We start from the raw sequence: 18780 nt of genomic DNA, 5'->3' as shown, positions 1-18780 counted from the left end.
AGTCTCCCGTCATACGGCTCTTATCATCCTGATCACCAGATCGAATGGACCCATCTCCACTGAGCGAACAGGTTCGGCCACGTAGCGGTCACCTGTTTCCATCGCTTGTGGAACTTCTTGAAGGTCCTGACCTTCCGATACTTCTTGCGGACCCAGCGCATCAGGTAGTAGTTGACACGCCTAAGCAAGGGATACAGCGCAGTCTGGTAGAACGCGCCGTAGTACTGCATCCAACCGCGCACGACCGGGTTGATCTCCCGGGCGAGTTCGGCGAAAGTACGGCCGGTGCGTAGATGTAGCCGCCAGGCTCGCACCTGCGCACTCATCTTCTTGAGGGCATCCTTACTGACCGCGGGCAGGAACGAAGTGAATATCTCCCCGTTCTTGCCCCGCGCCCCGCGGGCGTGGAAAGTGAACCCCAAGAACGTGAACGACGTCACCGGGTGATCCCGACTGCGTTTCCCGTCCTTGCAGTACACCACCTTGGTCTTGTCCGGATGCAACCGCAACCCGACTTCGACCATCCGTTCCCCGATCGCCTCGACCAGCATGCGCGCCTGACGTTCACTGACGCAATGCACAACCGCATCGTCGACGTAACGTTCAAAAGTGACACCCGGAAAGTTCCGGGACATCCACGTATCGAACGCATAATGAAGAAACAGATTCGCCAATACGGGTGACACCGCTGACCCCTGTGGGGTTCCCCGGTCTCGCTGCAGCAAGGTCCCGTCGGGCCGCTGCAACGGCACAGCAAGCCACCGTTTCACATACAGCAGCACCCAACGAGCGTCGGTGTGAGCCTCCACCGCCTGGACCATCAAGTCCCACGGCACACTGTCGAAGAACTTCTGGATGTCCAAATCGACCACCCAGTCCTTCTTCCAGCATCGCTTCCGGCATACCGCAACCGCGTCCAACGCCGACCGCCCCGGTCGATAGCCATAGGAATCCTGATGGAACAACGGTTCCGCCCGTTGCTCCAGATGCCTGGCCACCACCGTTTGGGCGATTCTGTCAGCCACAGTGGGCACGCCGAGCGTTCTTGTGCCGCCTGGTTTCGGTATCTCTACCGCCAGAACCGGGGGCGGGAAATAGCTGCCCGATGACATCCGATTCCAGATCTTCGCGAGATTTCTCTTCAGATCCTTCTCGAATTCCTCGATCGTGCACCCATCCACCCCCGGAGCACCCCCATTGGCCTTCACCTTCAGGTATGCGTCCCAAACCTCCCGCTTCGAAATGTCGAACGGTTTCACTGATGACTTCAGCTCGTCCATACAGCTCCTCCCAGCTTCCTGGTTGACCGGACACACGAACCACGGACAATCCGGCCCCTTCGCTCCGCCCCCACCGCGCCCAGCAGGAGTTTCACCACTACTACGAGCCAGTCCGCCGGCACACCTCGAATCGGTACTCAATCCCTCGTGGGATCTCCACTTGGGACGCTCCCTCTCATCAGCGCTTCACCCGGAGACGAATTCGCTGTCAGTATCGGGGTATGCCTTCCCACGTTCCGCACGGAAGCAGCAGATCGGGCTCACGTCACCTCCACGCCGGACACCGCCTGGCCAATAAGCGGACACCCGCCAGGCTTATCCCAGGCCGAAAAGTAGTGCCCGGTTCTGATGTCACCTGAATATGTAACGACGCGTCAACAGTGACCCCCACATGCTGGGGGCTGCGCTCCGTCTTCCACGATCCCCACCTGACGCATCATGTGCGCCTTTTCCTGCGTCGCTCACCACCACGGTCTTCGGCCAAGGCGGCAGCAGGCGGTTTGAAATCACCCCCGCAGGGCGACTCCGAAGGGCCAACATCCTTCATCTTCCGTGCAGCACCACGATCAACTGCTCACTACCTCAAGCAGCGTCCCGTGCTCGTGGCACACCTTTTCCCATGATGTCGAGTGCCATCCGGGTCTTGGTCAGATCGGAGGTCAGCTTCTGGTCCTGGCGTCGCAGTTTCTCCAGCTCGATCTGTTCGACGGATTTCCTCGGTGATGGTGTCGAGGGGCCGGGGTTTGCGGGGTCACCGGTCAGGCGTCTTGCGTCGCGTGCTCTGGTCCATTCGATGATGTGGGAGGAGTAGAGGCCTTCGCGCCGCAGGATGGCGCCTTTCTCCGTTGGGGGCGTTCTCGTATTCGGTGACCATGTCCGCCTTGTACTGCGGGGTGAACACCCGCCGGGACGGACGCGGTACCGGATCGGCCTAGCGGCCGTGAGGGACGGGTCTGGGCTGCTTGCCGGATGGCGAGGTCACGGTCATGAGGATCTCCGATCCCGCCCTCGATCATGAACCCACCCTGACACAGGGTGTCTCACACCAGTCTGACCAAGAGGGGTTGAGCCGAGGTGGTCTGGACTACGCGGTCGAGGTCATCACGTTGGCGCACGACCGCAAGTCACACGAGATCACGCGGTGGTCCCACTTCGTCCAGAGCACGCGATTCACGTTGGAACCCGAGCACGACGTCTCGATCGTAGTGCGATCGCACGAGCCTCTCGTTGACACGGCAGCAGCACTCTGGGCCGACGAACTCGCCCAGGTCTGCGCGGGCACAGGGGCTGACGGAACTCCGCGCACCTATGACTATCAGGGAACGACCGCGCAGGTCTATCCGGCCGCCCTGCAACCCTCGGGAAGCGTGTACGAAGGGCTTTTGCTGGAGGGCGAGTTGTGGGGCCGTGTCGCGACTCGCCTCGCCTCGCCAAGAAGATCCGGCAGACGGCCGGTGGGCCACCTGCGTGGATCCGCGTCGACGACGTCGGTGATCTGTTCCAGCTCACCGACTGGAGCACGAAGTCACTGCCGCACCGTCTCGACGACCTGGCCACCAACATCGCCATCCTGCTCCAAGGCACTCCTCACATCCGTGGGGTGCTCCTCACCGACGGCACCCCACGCACCTCGGGGTCGGTCGAGGAGTACACGGTCCATTCGACCCGTGCCACCTCACGGTTGATCAGTCCGCTGCCCACCAATGAGACGTTGACCGCCGGTCCTGTTGCGCTGCAACGGGCATTGCCCGGCCGGAGAAGTCGACTCACCTTCGCCGTGCCCACGACGAACCTGAACATCATCCTGCCGTTGGGACGCGGGATGGAGCCTGTGCTCTGGTACGCCGACGAATCCCGCTGGCTCGACCGAACACTGAGCAGCCTCGACCACCCACCCCTCTCAGCGATTCTTCTCGAGTAGCCACAGAGCACGCAGGCGAAGGCATCGACCGGCCACTCAGTTCGATCTCACGCGCCTGGTCACCTAACGACCGCAGCCACCCATCACCCGCCGCAACCGCCCTGCGTCAGCGAGTTCATCTGCTCCGATCAGCAGTGCTCGTGCCAGATCATCGTCGTGCTGCGGCAACTCGGCACGCACTCGCGAGTATCTGGTGCGCGGGGCCGTCACCCATGCCGCTTGGCCCATGCCCGCATCAGCCTCAAGGATCTGGCCGACGCGATGCGCGCCTCGCAGACCGCCGTCGAGTTCGCGGAGCAGTGCTGACCACGACGGGTCGCGCCCAACGCGGCCTGGGCGAACTGGTGGAGTCCGACTTCGTGCTGCGCCGAGCCTTGGAGGTGCGGGCCACGACGGGCTCCCCGGAGCAACTGGGCGAGGTCTACGCGCAGCAGGCCGCGGACCACCCGCGACCGCGGCCACGACGACCTGGCCCACCAGGCCTACTGCCTCGCCGGACTGGAGGGCTTGGCCCAGTGGGTCGACAGCGAGTACGACACCATCACCTGACCCGACACCCCCTTCATCGGGATCGGCGCCGTGCGGCGCGGTCGACCACCCCGGTCGGCCGGGCCTTGTCGTGTCGACCTCGCGCACCGCGACCACCCTTACAGTCGCAGGGGTGGCCCGGTCACCACCGGCTGCAGCGTTCACGGGATGGCGACCGACGGCGTTCACCGGGCTATCTCCCTGCCGATTGCGGTGGCGGAGGGCGGGGCATGAACGATCACCTCGGGTACCGGCACCAGCGGCAGCATCACGCGCTCGTCGCCGGGTACGGCGTCGACGCCAGGGTTCTCATTAACCGTCCAACCGGGTGGCCAGGCAGACAAGGGGATGACCTGAACCTGAACCGTGGCCTTTTTCATTGACGCAGGCATAGCGAACGAGGCCCTGCCGAACAGCGCATCGCCGGAGAAGGCCGCCCCGCCGAAGTGCACGACACTGGTGAAAGTCGCCCCGGCGAACCGCGCGGCGCCGGAGAAGACCACCCCAACGAACCACGCGGCGCCGAAAAAAGTCGCCCCGACGAAACGCGAGACACTGGAGAAGGCCGCCTCGACGAACCGCGCGGCACCGGAGAAGACCACTTCGTTGAACAGCGCTTCGCCGGTGAAGGTCCCCCCGTCGAACAGCGCGATACCGAAAAAGGTCGCCCCGTCGAACCACGCGACACCGGAGAAAGCCACTTCGTTGAACAGCGCATCGCCAGAGAAGGCCACCCCGCCGAAGTGCGCGACGCCGGAGAAGGCCACCCCGCCGAAGTGCGCGTCGCCGGAGAAGGCCACCCCGTCGAACCACGTGACACCGGAGAAAGTCCCTCCATCGAACCGCGCGGCGCCGGAGAAAGTCGCCCCGCCGAACCGCGCGGCACCGGAGAAAGTCGCCCCGCCGAAGTGCGCGTCGCCGGAGAAGGCCACGCCAACGAAGTGCGCGTCGCAGGAGAAGGCCACCCCAACGAACCACGCGTCGCCGGAGAAGGCCACCCCGCCGAAGTGCACGACATCGGAAAAGGTCGCCCCGTCGAACAGCGCGACACCGGAGAAAGTCGCCCCGCCGAACCGCGCGACACCGGAGAAAGCCACCCCGCCAAACAGCGCGACACCGGAGAAAGTCGCCCCGCCGAAGTGCGCGACGCCAGAGAAGGCCACCCCGTCGAACAGTGCATCGCCGGAAAAGGCCACCCCGTCGAACAGCGCGACGCCAGAGAAGGTCGCGCTCGTGAAGGTCGCTTGTCGGACAGTGAGGCCGGTAGCGTGGAAGTTGATGAGGGTGGCACCGGTGAGGTCGAGGTCGTAGCCCTCGCCCCAGTACCGGGACGTGGTCGGCTGGTGGGTGGTCATGCCGGGGTCGGTGCGTAGGTGGGTGGTGAGGATGCGTTGTGCGGTGAGTCGGACCTCGCGTTCCTGTCGCACCTGCTCGGAACTGGGAGTCGGTACCGGTGCGGTGAGGTGGGTGCGGTGTGCGGCGGCGGCGCGATGAATCGCGGTGCCGCGGCGTGCGGCCGCAGGCAGTCCGGTCCGGCGGGCGGCGGGTTGCTCGGACGGTGGGGTGTAGGGGCTGCGCAGGTAGGCGCAGATCACGTTGATCACGGTCTGCCGCTGATCGGGGTTGTCCTGAGCGACCCGTTCCAGCGCGTACAGGCCACCGTGGCGCACGGCGGCTTTGTCCGAGCCGAGCTGCTCGACCGCCTTGAGGTACAGCTCGGTGATCCGCCGTGCCGCGGCGTCGTGGGCGGTGTCGGTGGCTGCCTTGCGCTGCACGGCCAGGGTCAGTTCAGCCGCGCGTTGTCGTCGGGCGGCCAACAGCAGCGCGGCGGCACCTCCGGTGCCCACCAACAGCGTGGCCGCGGTGCGGATCGCGTCGAGCCGGTCACGGGGATCGGTCCCGGCAAAGTTGACCAGCAGCACCACCGCTGCGGTGATCCCGACTCCGAGCAAGGTCAGCCCGCCGAACAGGATCGTCCGCGGTGTCAGCGGTCGCATCACCTCCGCTCCCGCCCCGTCCGGCTCGCCCACCGTCGACATGGGGCCCGACCGCCGGGCGGCGACGGTGACCGCGGCGACCAGCAGCAGCACCGCGATCGGCACCTGCCACCAGCGCCCCAACCAGGTCCACACCCTGGACCACCACGACCAAGGCCCTACCGCCCACAAGGCCATCGCCACACCACCGGTGGCCAGCAGCCAGGTCACCACACCCGCCCCAGGTCGTCGGGCCACCGCGTGGCGCAGCCAGGCCGCCCGCCCCGCCGGAGGATCGACGGCGGGGTCGGTCGGGTTCGTCGAAGCAGGGGTCACGCACACCCATCGTGACCCCAGGCAACGTGTTACCTCGCCACGCGCGGGTGTCGACCATGACGGGCACGGTCCACCACAGCGGCGGCGACACAGCCATCGCATTCGTCGTGCAAGGCCACGCGCCGCTCGTGCTCGGCGGGCACACCGACCTCAGAACCACGTGATGGAGCGAAATGGATGCACATCGAGACCGGCCCAATGGGTCGGCAGCGAGCCCCACACCTCCACCTGACCCGGCCCACCCCGCAGGAGACCACGCTGATCCACGTGGAGACGCCGGTGTCCGTGACTGACCCCGACCGGGTGGCGACCTGGCTATGTGTTAACTGAACTAGCACAGGTGTTTTTGCAGGTCAGAGTGGGTCCCTGCTAGCTTTCGCCTCATGCGCTCCAAGGGTGATCAGCGGGATCTATCTGGGCTTGTCCTGCCTGAGACCGGACAGTTGGTAGCCACGGGGAAGGTGTGGGAGCCCTACCGGCTGATCGACGCGGATGGTGCGGTTGTTATCCCGGTGGCCGAGTACTTCGCGGAGCTTCAGGCCTTGGATGCGTCTACGGCGACGGTCTACTCCTACGGGAACGATCTGCTGCGGTGGTGGCGGTTTCTCCACGCGGTCGATGTTGTCTGGAACCGGGCCGTGCAGGTGGAAGCCCGGGACTTCATGCGGTGGATGCGGATCGCGGACAAGCCCGTCCGGACGCACTGGCGGCGTCGGGAGGATCCTGCGGCCGCCAGCCGCGCTGCTTCGCCGCCTGTAGGCCGTGTGAACCCGGTGACCGGCAAAGCGGCTCCGGGCAGGAAGTACGCGGCGTCCACTCGCGCGCATGCCGAGACGGTGCTGCGGGCGTTCTACGACTACCACCGGGATGCGGGAACCGGGCCGATCATCAATCCCTTCCCGTTGGACCGGTCACGGCGGGCGGGCAGACCCAACGCCCACCACAACCCGCTCGACCCGTTCGTCAAGGAGCGGACGGGCCGCTACCGGCCGAGGACACCCCGGCGCATCCCGAAGCGGATCCCCGACGACGTGTTCACCGCGCTGTTCAGCGGGCTGAAGTACCACCGTGATCGTGCGCTGTTGGCGTTCTGGGTGTCCACGGCCGCCCGCGCCGAGGAACTGCTCACTGTGCCCCAGCGGTACACCGACCCCGGCGAGCAGCTCATCGGCGTGATCCGTAAGGGCAGCGGGGCGTTCCAGTGGCTGCCGGCCTCGCCGGACGCGTTCGTGTGGTTGCGGCTCTACCAGCAGGAAATGTGGCGCAAGGGCGCTCCCCAGGGCCGGCAGGAGCCGTTGTGGTGCACGCTGCGGCGTCCTTGGCGTCCACTGGCCTACCCGGCCGCCCGGGAGATGCTCAACCGGGCGCAGGCCCTGCTGGGCTCGAACTATTCGCTGCACGATCTGCGACACACCGGGGCCTACCGGATGGCCCACGATCCCGAAATGCCGATCACCGACGTCCAGTTGATCCTGGGCCACGCGAGCCTGAGCACCACGCAGCTCTACACGACCCCCACGTCGGACGACGTGATCGCGGGCGCGCTGGCTCACCACCGGCGACGGGCCGAAGGCAGAACCGCGCCGCCCCCGGTACCACCGGTCTCGGACTACAACCCCGATTCCCTGCGCGTCCTGTTCGGACACCAGCCATGACCACCGGCACCACGCGCCCGGCCGACACACTCGGGCAGTGCAAACCGCTCTCGGAGTACCTCGGCGAGGCGGGGCGGGGCGGAAACTGCTCGTGCAGTTCCCGCCCCGCACTGTGCCCGACGCCTGGCCCTCGACGTCGGCCACCCTCGAGGAAATCCTCGACCGCATCGACCGGGCCCCGCTACGGGCCGCGGACAAAAGCGCCCAAAACCACCGGCGCTACGGAGCCCGCAGCCTGCTGCGCTGGTTGGGCACCTTCCCCGGAGCCACCTGGCAGCAACGCTGGCAGGCCAGCCGCGCGACGTCGTGGGGGACGCAGTGGCTGACGGCTCCGGCGGTCTGGTTGGCCGAACAGGGAGAGAAACCGAGACCGGCGGAATTCAAGAGCGGGCTGCTCTGCCTGCTGCTGGCGGACGTGATCCGTCCGGACCTGGCCTTCCTTCTGGAGGCTGCCGCCCGCAGTCGGCACTGGCGCCAGGCGGTGGGCGAACACCGCGATCCGGCAGGGTTCGCCCGACTCGCCGAGGAATCGCGGCTCGCCGGGTCGTCGTCGATGCAGGAGAACCTGGCCTTCACGAGAATCGCCCTCATGGTCCTCGCCAAGGGCGGCGGGGTCTCCGACATCACCGTCGGGGATTGCCTCGAACTGCGGACGGTCGAGCCGGTGACCAAGGGAGGCAGCAGCAAAATCGTGTTCTACTCCCTGCTTAAGGGGATCGGGACCTTTCCCGCGGATGCTCCAGCCACGCTGCGCTTGTTCACCGTGCTCACCGGGCAACTAACGGTCGAGCAGCTCGTCGACCGCTACGGACTGAAATGCTGGCCGGTCCGGGACCTGCTCGTCGACTACCTCGCCGAACGCCAGCCTGCCCTGGACTACAACAGCCTTGAGGGAGTCGCTCGCACACTCACACTGCACTTCTGGGCCAACCTGGAAACCCACCACTCAGGCATCGAGTCCCTGCACCTGTCCAAAGACGTTGCGGTGGCCTGGAAACAGCGGCTGCGCACGAAGGTCACGCGCCGCAGACAACCCGATGGCTCGATCGGCGAGGTGAGCAGCCCACGTGACAACTACGGCGAGATCCTGGCCGTGGTCCGCGGGTTCTATCTCGACATCGCCCACTGGGCCGCGGAAGACCCGGTCCGCTGGGGCCCCTGGGCCGCGCCCACCCCCGTCAACAGCGACGAGGCCAACCACAGGAAGCACGCTTCCCGACGCAAAGCCAAGATGGACCAACGGACCCGGGAGCGATTGCCGGCGATGCCCGCCCTGGTCCGCGCCGCCGAGCAGCACCTACGGGATGCCCAAGCCAGGCTGCATGCCCTCCAACAAGTCCCGGCGGGCTCGTCGTTCACCGTCCTCGGCGACAACTTCACGAAGACGAACAGCAACAACGTCAACCACCCCGATCGGTCGTACTACGTCCGCGACGCCGACGGCAGGCGGCGGAATCTGTGGCTGGACGAACAGCGGGCGTTCTGGGGGTGGGCGGCGGTCGAGTTCCTCCGGCACACCGGGGTCCGGATCGAGGAGATGCTGAAGACCAGCCACCACAGCATCACCCAGTATCGGGTGCCGGCCAACGGTGAACTCATCCCCCTGCTGCAGATCGCTCCGTCCAAAAACGACCGGGAACGACTCCTGGTCGTCGCGCCGGAACTCGCCGACGTCCTCAGCGCGATCATCCACCGCGTGCGCGGCGACAGCGGCGCGGTTCCCCTGGTCCCCTTTTACGACGTCGCGGAGAGGATCTGGCTGCCGCCGGCGCCGCTGCTGTTCCAGTGGCGTCTGGGCGGCGAGCGCCGCGTCGTGTCCGACCAGTTGATCCGAAAGTCGATCACCGAGATCCTCACCGGTTCCGCCATCATCGACGTCACCGGGCAGCCACTGCACTACCAGCCGCACGACTTCCGCCGGATCTTCACCACCGAAGCGACCATGAACGGGATGCCGCCGCATATCGCGCAGCTGCTTCTCGGGCACCAGGACATCAACACGACCATGGGCTACAAGGCCGTCTACCCCGAGGAGGCCATCAACGGCCACCGCGCGTTCATCGCCCGCCGCCGGGCCCTGCGCCCCGGCGGGGAGTACCGCGTCCCCACCGAGGAGGAATGGACTGAGTTCCTGGGCCACTTCGAGCAACGCAAAGTCGCCCTGGGCGACTGCGGGCGCGCCTACGGAACGAGTTGCCAACATGAGCACAGCTGCGTGCGATGCCCCGTCCTCCGGGTCGACCAGACCCAGCGGCCGCGCCTGATCGAGATCCGCGACAACCTCACCGGCCGCATCGACGAGGCCGAACGCGAAGGCTGGCTCGGCGAAGCCGAAGGCCTGCGCGTCAGCCTCGCCGCCGCCCAGGACAAACTGGCCCAACTCGACGACCGCAGCCGACGTTCCACCACGGTCACCCTCGGCCTGCCGGCCTTCGCCGACATCGCCGGGCGCACCGCCAGCCCATCGGCAGGACCCCGCGTCCGCCCACCGGGTGCCTCGGCATCCTGATACGGGCTGTGAGCGCGGGCACCGCCGTTACGGGCAGCCCGGCGGGCTGGTGGGGCTCGACCCGTCCGGGATGGACCACTCGATGGTGTGCTCTCGGGCGGTGGGCAGAGGGACTCGCGGCTCAATCGCATTACTCGATAAGGAGGTCGACGGCCTGGTAGTAGGAGTTCGGGCTGTCCGCGAGTTCCCACACCCCGAGGATGGTCCGACGGCCGGTCCACCCGCCCAGGGGAACGATGTGCTCCACAATGGACGACGGGGTCGCCCCGTAGCAGTTGAACTCACAGAGCTTGTTGTCGGCGTTCAGGTCCATGAAATATTTGAACGACCGAGTGCGCTTGGGCGTCACGAGCATCCATTTGAACTCGATGTCAGGGGCGCCCGCCGGGACCGTGAAAAAATGATCTGCCCATAGGCTGTCCTCGTTCAGCTCGGGAAAGCGAGCACCGTCCCCGTTGGGGAGCATCGAACCGCTGGGGGCTTCGACGCTCTGCGGCTCGTACTGGATGTCTCCGGCGCCGGGAATTTCACCCAGCCTCGCCCGGGCGGCGCGGCTGGGAGGGACGGTGATGTATCCGGACACAAGCTCTCCTGTGGATCATGGGATAGGTCGTCTCTGTCTACCCCTGTTCGCCAGCTCGCCATCCCCAACAGTCCTCGAATCACCCTTATGAGGGACTGCCGAGCGAACAGGACCCGCCCACAGTCCATCCTTTCCACGCCACGGCGTCATGGTTACCTGGACCGCCCAAGCCCTGGCCGCCGCGTTGCTGCGCGACAACAGCCCCGACGTGATCGAGCGCGCCCGTCGGGTGTTTCCGGAGGTCGCCGGTGAGGTCGTCCACGCCGAGGGCGGCATTCCCCTCGCGTAAAAGCCGCGGGTGCGGGCACCGCGCAGGAGGTGGCCCCGTCCTCAGGACCTACTCGTGCAGGGGTCACCAGCGGATACGTCAGATCGCGGCCCTGCGTCCGGTGTTAGTTCAGAGAATATGGCAGGCCCTCACTCACGCCTGGTTGGACGTCCACGACCGGCACCGCATCAACCGTGTCGGGCTCTATTTTCTCTGAACTAACGGTGCGGGGCCCCAGATCCCCGCGTGCTGATCTGGCTTCCTGTAGCGCGCGGAAAACCAAGGAGAGTCTGCTGCCGGATGCGCCACCGCCTCGTTTTCACGACACAGGCCCCCCTGCTGCCGGTCGCCGAACACGACCTCCCTGGAATGCTGGCGGCAACCCGGCGCGAGCGCGCCGGGTTGCCGACGGTAGGTCTTGAGGGCAGTGGCTGTTCGGTCAGCCGATGAGAGATCCACGCCGCTCGTCAAACAGCCGCCATGCCTCGGTCAGCATCTGGGCGGCGACCTCGGCCATCGCCGCGAGGTGTTCCTCGGTGGCGCCGATCTTGGCAACGCCCACGTCATCCGTCGCGCCCGGCATCACCTCCTTTTCGAGGAAGGCAAACTCGGTCCATCTGCGGGAATGGGCCAAGCCGCTGCACGTCATCCATGCCCACTTCGCATGCTTGCCTGTCAACCCCCGCGCATGATCGCCTGCTGTCTCGACGATGCGACCAAACCCGTCCGGGTTGGCGATGACGTCGCCGACCCGGGCTGGCGTCATCCCGTGGGCTCGGGCCAGGTCCTGCAATCGCGTCTTCTGGGCTTTGCGCAGGGTCTCCACCTGGGCTTTGACGTCAGCCGCGTGAGTCTCGTCCTCCGACATCTCGCCCATCAACTTGAAGATGTTGTTCCCGTCGTTAACGTTGGCCCACTCCCAACGCAGCTGGCGGAACACCCGGTCCTGCCGGTCAGACGGGCCGAGGAGCCATACCGCCGCAGCGGCGTTCTCCAGCGCTGCCCGCAACAACGTGAATCCGCCACGAGCAGGCAGCACATGTTGCTCCTGCACCACCAGGCGCACGGTCTCGAAGTGGTCGACCGCGCTCACTAGAACTCCCACGACCGCATGCGAAACATGAAGCGGGCTGGTCGCCTGATCGTCACCGGCCAAGGAGCTTCCGGGCTCAGGCTCCGGCTGAGGCATCTCAGTCCGCGTCCGCCACGCCTTCACCGTCGTGAACACCTTGGACAGCCTCGCCTGAACCGCCTGGTCATCGTCCGCTGCCACCGGGCATCACCTCGGACAAGAATGCTACGACTCAAAGCTCATCGTCGCCCGTCCAAACTCGACTGATCGGCACACCTCGGTTAGTTCGGAAAACGCCCAACGCGCGCACCAGCACCACACCGACCCGCGCGACGCCCGGATCATCCGGCTCACCGCCGACAACCGGCACCTGCGCGGACGCCTCGCCCGGCAAAACACCGAGCTGGAGGAACTGCGCAGGTTCCGGGACCCGGCGGTCAGCCGCCTGACCGCCCAGCACGACGAGATCCGCGCCCTGCACCAGGCGGTGGTGCAGGGCGCCGTCCTGCGCCGTCTCCCTCCACCACCGGCCCTCGAATGAGTGATCCGCGCACCGGCCCGGAAGACGGACAACGCCCGCCGCAGGCTACGACACCACTGCTACGCCAAGCGCCGCGACGACCACCGACCGCGCCTCCAGGCGGCAGCCAGTGGGAACCTCACACGCACTCCGCACGTTGAGGCAGGTGAAGGGCGCTACGGCGCGAGTCCGACTCACGGGAGGTCAGGATGCAGCTCACCGCTCAACTGGCCTCTGGGAGGTTGCATGGCGAACGCACAGACCGGGTCCGCGCAGAGCTGACACATGGAGCACTGGGTGGCTTGGGCCCCCGTGCTTCTCTGGGGACCGGTCTACTTGGCACTCGCCGAGTTGCCGGCTCCGTGGGGACCACTACTTACGGTGATCCTCGGCATTGTTCACGGTTTGCTTCTCACCAAGTCGATCGTTCGGCTGACGATCATGCTCCTGCGCCTGGTGGTGAGACTGGTCCGTGCATCTCGATCGCACGGCCCTCACTGTCTTGGCCCGACCGAGCCACCACAACCCGTTCCCGCCACCCGCTTTCCCAAGTTGAGGCGTTGGTGGCACAACGTGCGGTCTCTGCTGTTGCTCTGAGCGACCAGAACCCACCAGCAAGGCACAGACACCCTTAGGTCAAGACGCGGACCCGCGACCAGCGACCAAGGAAGCTCTCGAGGCTATGCTTCGAGAGCTTTTTTCAATGGTCCGCGCTTTAGTTCGGAGAAGGTTGCGCTCGGGGTTGGGGCAGTCCGGAGGGCAGCCCAGCACCCCGCTCCGGGCTCGTCCCGGCGATCAACCCGAACTCGACGTTGGTGGTAAAGCCGGGCAACAGGGTCACGTCGCGGGAAATCCAGAACATGGCGGCATCCGCCGCCTCGATCATCTTCAGCTCGGAGGCCACCTGGTCCTCGTACCTCCGCGCCCGCACCTCACCTCGGGACTCCGGGGACAGGACCACCAGCGGCTCGACACCACGCCATCCGGCCGCGAGCAGCTCGATCACCTGCGGCCTCCATGACGGCACCGTTTCGGCCACCGGCGTGGGCCCGAGCAGCATCACCGACGGCCGATCAGCCTGAGCGGGCTCACGGGCGAAGACCAGCTCGACCGACATCAACGCACCTTCCCAGCACGAGTTCCTGCGGCACGGCGGAATCCGACGCCCAGCGCCGGGACACGACCGACCGCGCGAAAAATCACCTGCTCGCGATAGGTCTCGGCACGCACGCCGTCACGCGACTTCGGGGAGAGCACCACCAACTCCTGCGGTCCGCGCCACAGATTCGCCAGCAGGGCCGACCGCGCTCTGCCGCCACGAGTCCGCCGCGAGCGTCGATGTCGGCCCGGCCAGGAATACCGAGGGCATGCCCAGGCTAGGCAGCGCCTCGCGGGCCATTACCAGCCGGGCCATCACGCCGCCACCGCCGTGATCGCACCTGTCCCGACCGACGCCATTCCCGGACCACCTCCGCCGGTACGACGCAGGTGGTGATGAGACAGATAGCGCAGTTCATGCTACCGACGATGGCGGTCGACGATCAGTGCACCAGGTGTTGCCCGTTGCCTACTTACGCCATCTTTTGCCATGACGTCGTCGAGGTTTGGGCGACATCGGCCGATGGTCGATTGCGATGTGGTGCGGGGTCGTGACGGGCATGCGTACGGCTTGCCAGCCGAACGAGCCGCGTCTGCACGGCAACGGTATCGGTGGCGTCGGCGATGATCAGGTCGTGACCGATGAGCCTGCCCGTCGTCCCGGCCCGTTACCCCAGCCGACATCACCCGCCTCGACAACATCGCCACCGTCGTCATCCTCGATCGACGCGCGGCTTGCAGGCACGGTCGACTCCGAGGGCAGCCCGGCCGCCGCTCCGGAGCCGGGGAAGCCGCGGGCGGGATTGCCGCGGTGGACGGTGCCGGTGGTCGCAGTCCTCGTGCTGGGCGTGACCGTGGTGACGTCGGTGTTGTTGTGGCGGTGGGTCGACGGGCTGACGTTCGCTGACGCGGACAAGAAGTCCACCGCGTACCTGGACGTGCTGAAGTTGGCGGCGTCGATCGCAGTCGGCGGCGGTGGCCTGTTCGCCCTGTACCTCGCGGCCCGCCGCCAACGCACCCAAGAACTAGAACTGGAAAAACGCACCGAGGAACTGGCACAACGCGAACGGGCCCAAGCCCACGCCGAACTGGTGGCCGAGACCAACCGGCTGCACGCCGAGAAGGTCCAAGCACACGCGGTACAGATCGCCGAGCAAAACCGGGTACACGCCGAGCGGGTCGACAACTACAACCGGGAAGACGCAACTGGCCGACGGGTGACTGAGCTGTACACCAAGGCGGTCGAGCAGTTGGGCTCGGACAAGGCCGCAGTCCGCCACGGTGGTTTGTACGCGTTGGAACGCGTCGCGCAGGACAACACCGGCCAGCGGCAGACCGTTATCAACGTGATCTGCGCCTACTTACGCAGCCCCTACACCTCGCCGCCGGAGCAGCTCGCCGCCCGCCGGACCGGACTGCCCGCGGCTACTCGACGCGGCAGCGCAGCTCGCCGTGTCACCATTAGCGCCGCGGCCGCGCGCCGCACCGGTCTCATACCACCTACACCGGCTATCGCCTCCGAGCAGTTGCGACAGGAACGCGAGGTCCGGCTCACCGCGCAGCGCATCCTCACCGCCCACCTCCACCCCGACACCGACGAGACCACCGGCCTGCCGACCAACCCGCGGTACTGGCCCGAGGGCTACGAGCTCGACCTCACCGGCGCTATCCTCATCGACTTCGACGCCACCGGTCTCACTGTTCGGCAGGCGACCTTCACCGATGCACAGTTCACCGGCGACGCGCGATTTGACGGGGCGGCCTTCACCCGCGACGCGCGATTCGGCGGGGCGGCCTTCACCCGCGACGCGCGATTCGGCGGGGCAACCTTCACCGGCGATGCGCGATTCGGCGCGGCAACCTTCACCGGCGACGCGTGGTTCGACCAGGCAACCTTCACCCGCGACGCGTGGTTCGACCAGGCAACCTTCACCCGCGACGCGCAGTTCGACCAGGCAACTTTCACCAACAGCACCTGGTTCGGGAGGGCGACTTTCATGCGCGAGGGGCGGTTTGACGGGACGACCTTCATCGGCGGCGCCTGGTTCGACCAGGCGACCTTCGCCCGCGACGCGCAGTTCCGCAGGACTCGCTTCACGAGCGACGCGCAATTCAATATGGCGACCTTCACCGGCGACGCGCTGTTCAACAGAGCGACCTTTATCGGCGACGCACAGTTCGGCGGGGCGACCTTCATCGGCGACGCACAGTTCGGCGGGGCGACCTTCATCAGGTATGCAGAATTCGATTTGGCGACTTTTACCGGCCCCGCACGGTTCAGTGGGGCGACCTTCGCCGATGTCGTAGTGATGAAAGGAGCTACGGCTGCGGAAGCACCCACCGACTCATGTGCGTGGCCGACAGGATGGACGGTTGACGATCACCACCGGGGGACCGCGGCGCCTGGAAAAGCACCGGACATGCTGCGACTGGTACCGGTACCGGTGGTGTTGGCCGTGCCCGAACCGAGCGACGGGTCGCAAGGTAAGCATGGCGGCAGTTCACCGGAGTAAGCACTTGTCGTGTCTTTCCGCGCCCAATGGTTGTTCGGCGGTGCTCCGCACCAACTGCTGATCGACGTCCCGCCGCCGGGATGCTCGGCTTCACCGACCACCACCTCGCCGAGGTTGTCCAACTGGCCGACATCACCTCGGACCGCTACGCGGCCGGTGGCCACAATCGACTATGACCGCCAGTCTACATCTGGGGAATACGTCGCAGTCCGACCGGAAACCGCCTCCTGTCCATCCAGATCGTTCCAAAGAGCCGCCTCCAAGGCGCTGCGGAACGTGGCGGAGGTGCGCACCATCATGATCGAGCGCGGCACCACCCGACCGCAGCGTGCTGGATGTAAGGCGTCTAGGGCAGTCCAGCCCCGCGCGCTCAACCGGCTGGCGTCCCGTCGAAGCACCGTGCCCATGATCGCGAGAATGTGGTGGAGCTGGAGCCTATGGGCTAGCGCAGGGGCAGTTCGGCGCGAGTCGTGGCCAGTTCCGCGAACAGGTCACCGAGCCGGTCGACCCGGTCGAGAACGTCGGGCGCGGTGAACACCAGGTCCTCGGCGCGACGGCAGGCCCGCACCTCACCCCAGGTGATCGGGGCGGACACCGTCGGCCGTGCCCGGCCGCGCAGCGAGTACGGCGCCACGGTGGTCTTGGCGGGATTGTTCTGACTCCAGTCGATGAGCACTTGGCCCGCGCGCAACGCCTTCGTCATCTTCGACACCACCAGCTCCGGGGTCTCGCGCGCCAACCGCTCCGCGAGCGCTTTCGCGTAGACCGACGTCGCCTCGGGCTGCCCGACCCGTACTCCGGCGTAGACCTACATCCCCTTCGAGCCGCTGGTCTTCGCGACCGGGAGGAGACCGTCCTCGACCAGGACGCCGCGCAGCCGCTCGGCGACACGGGCGCAGTCCACGATCATGGCGCCCTCGCCGGGGTCGAGATCGAACACAAGCCGGTCCGGCAGACCCCGCGCCGGACCGGGGGCGAGGGTCCACTGCGGCACGTGCAGCTCCAGAGCGGCGAGGTTGGCCGCCCACACCAACGCTGGCGACTCCTCGAACAACAAGTACTCCACCGTCCCGCCACCTCTACCGCCACGCGTGCCGGTGAACGGCAAACGCACCGTGGGCAGCCACGGCGGGGCACCGGCGGGGACGTTCTTGCCGTAGAACTGCTGACCGTGGACGCCGTCGGGGAACCGGATGGTGGTGATCGGCCGCCGGGCCAGGTGCGGCAGCAGCACTGGGGCGATGCGGCTGTAGTAGTCGATGACCTCGGCCTTGGTGAATCCATCGGTCGGGTACAGCACTTTGTCCCAATTGGACAGCGTGAGGATGCGCTTGCCCGCCCGCACGGTGACGCGCGCACTCGAGTCTGCGGCTGGCTTGGCCTTTGACGTGACCACGGGTGCCGCAGGAGCGGCGAGAGTCGGCATTGGCGACGTCGTTGTCTGCGCGGAGCGCAGGGCGGTCACTTCGGTGGGGTCGCGGTCGTCGCGCAGCCCGCGCCACGCGGTGTGCCGCAGCCTGCCCGCGCCACGGGTGAGCTGCCGGAACACGACCTCCCCAACCACCTTCGGTTCTACCCACCGACCGCGCCGGACATCCTCGCGCGGCGGGCCGCCGCGAACGGGTGGTCGTCCCGCTCCAGCGGCGTCAGCAGGGCTTTCAGCTCGTGCCGGGCGGCCTCGGTGAGGTCGGTGCCGACGTCGCCGAAGTAGACCAAGTCGCCGGTGTCGGGGTCGTGCGCGCCGAGCAGGAGACCGCCGACCGTGCCGGTGAAGCGGCCCTGGCCCGGCCGCCAGCCACACACGACCACCTCCTGCGTCTGGACCACCGGGTGTTTCATCCACGACTCGGGCCGTTTCCCCGGCTCGTAGATCGAGGTCCGCAGCTTCGCAACGAGGCCTTCATATCCAGCGGCCGCTGCCCGGTCGAGAAGGTGCCGCGGTGTGAGCCGGCCGGCGACGAGCTGATCGAAGGTGACCGCGGGCACTACCGACACCAAGCGAGGGTCGGGCATCGGCACGGTCTGCAGCAGCGCCCGCCGCTCGTCATACGACCTTCCCAGCAGCACCTCGTCACCCAGGCGCAGCAGGTCGAAGGCCAGGAACCGGACCGGCACATCCTCGAACGGCTCGTCGCGTTGCAGGGAAGTGCTGTGCTTGCGGTAGCGGCCGCAGCGTTCCTGCAACGCCCCGAAGTCGATCTGTCCGGCGGGGTCGTAGACGACGATCTCGCCGTCGAGCACGGCCGCCCGACCCTGCAGACCAGCAGACAGGACGCCAGCCAGGCGGGGGAACTCGTCGGTGAAGTCAATGCCGTTGCGGCTGGTCAGCACCGTCGTTCCGTCCGCCGCGACCTGCATCGTCGTCCGGTAGCCGTCGAGCTTGTACTCATAGGCCCATGACGGCCCGGATCGCAACCGGCCGCCGTCGGCCTTGGCGAGCATCGGCGAGACCCAGGCCGGGACGCCAGCGTTCTCGCCGTGGGCCACACGCCCCATGCTCACCTCCCGACTATCCCTTGGC

General features: G+C 66.8%; 11 protein-coding genes and 2 pseudogenes. 5 read left to right on the top strand and 8 right to left on the bottom strand.

Translation table 11 applies throughout. From position 1 onward, the window contains the following. Positions 1-32 precede the first annotated feature (32 nt). Complete coding sequence (ltrA, locus tag RM788_RS43335) at positions 33-1280, bottom strand: group II intron reverse transcriptase/maturase (protein WP_315923412.1); 1248 nt, start codon at positions 1278-1280, stop codon at positions 33-35. A 1399-nt stretch (positions 1281-2679) separates the two neighbouring features. Here ltrA and RM788_RS43325 point away from each other — a divergent pair. Further along, positions 2680-3201, top strand: coding sequence for a hypothetical protein (locus RM788_RS43325; protein WP_315926274.1), 522 nt, complete (start codon positions 2680-2682; stop codon positions 3199-3201). Between the two features lie 713 nt (positions 3202-3914). Here the strand turns inward: RM788_RS43325 and RM788_RS43320 are convergent. Continuing rightward, positions 3915-5936, bottom strand: a complete 2022-nt coding sequence (locus tag RM788_RS43320; protein WP_315926272.1) for a pentapeptide repeat-containing protein — start codon at positions 5934-5936, stop codon at positions 3915-3917. A gap of 488 nt (positions 5937-6424) precedes the next feature. Here RM788_RS43320 and RM788_RS43315 point away from each other — a divergent pair, with 488 nt between their 5' ends. Both RM788_RS43315 and RM788_RS43310 read left to right on the top strand, forming a co-directional pair. Continuing rightward, positions 6425-7696 carry a tyrosine-type recombinase/integrase gene (locus tag RM788_RS43315; protein WP_315926270.1) on the top strand — a complete coding sequence of 424 codons (1272 nt, stop codon included), beginning with the start codon at positions 6425-6427 and terminating at the stop codon, positions 7694-7696. A gap of 91 nt (positions 7697-7787) precedes the next feature. Beyond that, entirely contained in the window at positions 7788-10205 is a 2418-nt protein-coding gene (locus tag RM788_RS43310) for a tyrosine-type recombinase/integrase (protein WP_315926268.1), read from the top strand. 130 nt (positions 10206-10335) lie between these two features. Here the strand turns inward: RM788_RS43310 and RM788_RS43305 are convergent, their stop codons facing one another. After that, positions 10336-10788: a lytic polysaccharide monooxygenase gene (locus RM788_RS43305; protein WP_315926266.1), complete on the bottom strand. Its 453-nt coding sequence runs from the start codon at positions 10786-10788 to the stop codon at positions 10336-10338. 148 nt (positions 10789-10936) lie between these two features. Between RM788_RS43305 and RM788_RS43300 the strand changes: the two genes are divergently transcribed. After that, the gene (locus tag RM788_RS43300; RefSeq protein ID WP_315926264.1) at positions 10937-11077 is read left to right on the top strand and encodes a hypothetical protein; all 141 of its coding nucleotides are present in this window, start codon (positions 10937-10939) and stop codon (positions 11075-11077) included. 418 nt (positions 11078-11495) lie between these two features. Here RM788_RS43300 and RM788_RS43295 read toward each other — a convergent pair whose 3' ends face one another. From RM788_RS43295 to RM788_RS43285, 3 genes are all read right to left on the bottom strand, one after another. Further along, positions 11496-12329, bottom strand: a complete 834-nt coding sequence (locus RM788_RS43295) for a hypothetical protein (RefSeq protein ID WP_315926262.1) — start codon at positions 12327-12329, stop codon at positions 11496-11498. Between the two features lie 31 nt (positions 12330-12360). Next, positions 12361-12609, bottom strand: coding sequence for a hypothetical protein (locus tag RM788_RS43290; RefSeq protein WP_315926260.1), 249 nt, complete (start codon positions 12607-12609; stop codon positions 12361-12363). Positions 12610-13363: 754 nt separating this feature from the next. Beyond that, positions 13364-13765 carry a nucleoside 2-deoxyribosyltransferase domain-containing protein gene (locus tag RM788_RS43285; protein WP_315926258.1) on the bottom strand — a complete coding sequence of 134 codons (402 nt, stop codon included), beginning with the start codon at positions 13763-13765 and terminating at the stop codon, positions 13364-13366. A 541-nt stretch (positions 13766-14306) separates the two neighbouring features. Between RM788_RS43285 and RM788_RS43280 the strand changes: the two genes are divergently transcribed. Then, entirely contained in the window at positions 14307-16259 is a 1953-nt protein-coding gene (locus tag RM788_RS43280; protein ID WP_315934897.1) for a pentapeptide repeat-containing protein, read from the top strand. Between the two features lie 442 nt (positions 16260-16701). Here RM788_RS43280 and ligD read toward each other — a convergent pair. Continuing rightward, a pseudogene (gene ligD, locus RM788_RS53180) lies at positions 16702-18098 on the bottom strand (non-homologous end-joining DNA ligase). Between the two features lie 54 nt (positions 18099-18152). Continuing rightward, positions 18153-18617: pseudogene (locus RM788_RS53175) on the bottom strand (DNA ligase D); the annotation flags it as partial. Positions 18618-18780 lie beyond the last annotated feature (163 nt).

The sequence above is a fragment of the Umezawaea sp. Da 62-37 genome, from assembly GCF_032460545.1.
Classification (GTDB): Bacteria; Actinomycetota; Actinomycetes; order Mycobacteriales; family Pseudonocardiaceae; genus Umezawaea.
This window is presented reverse-complemented; position numbering and strand designations above follow the sequence as displayed.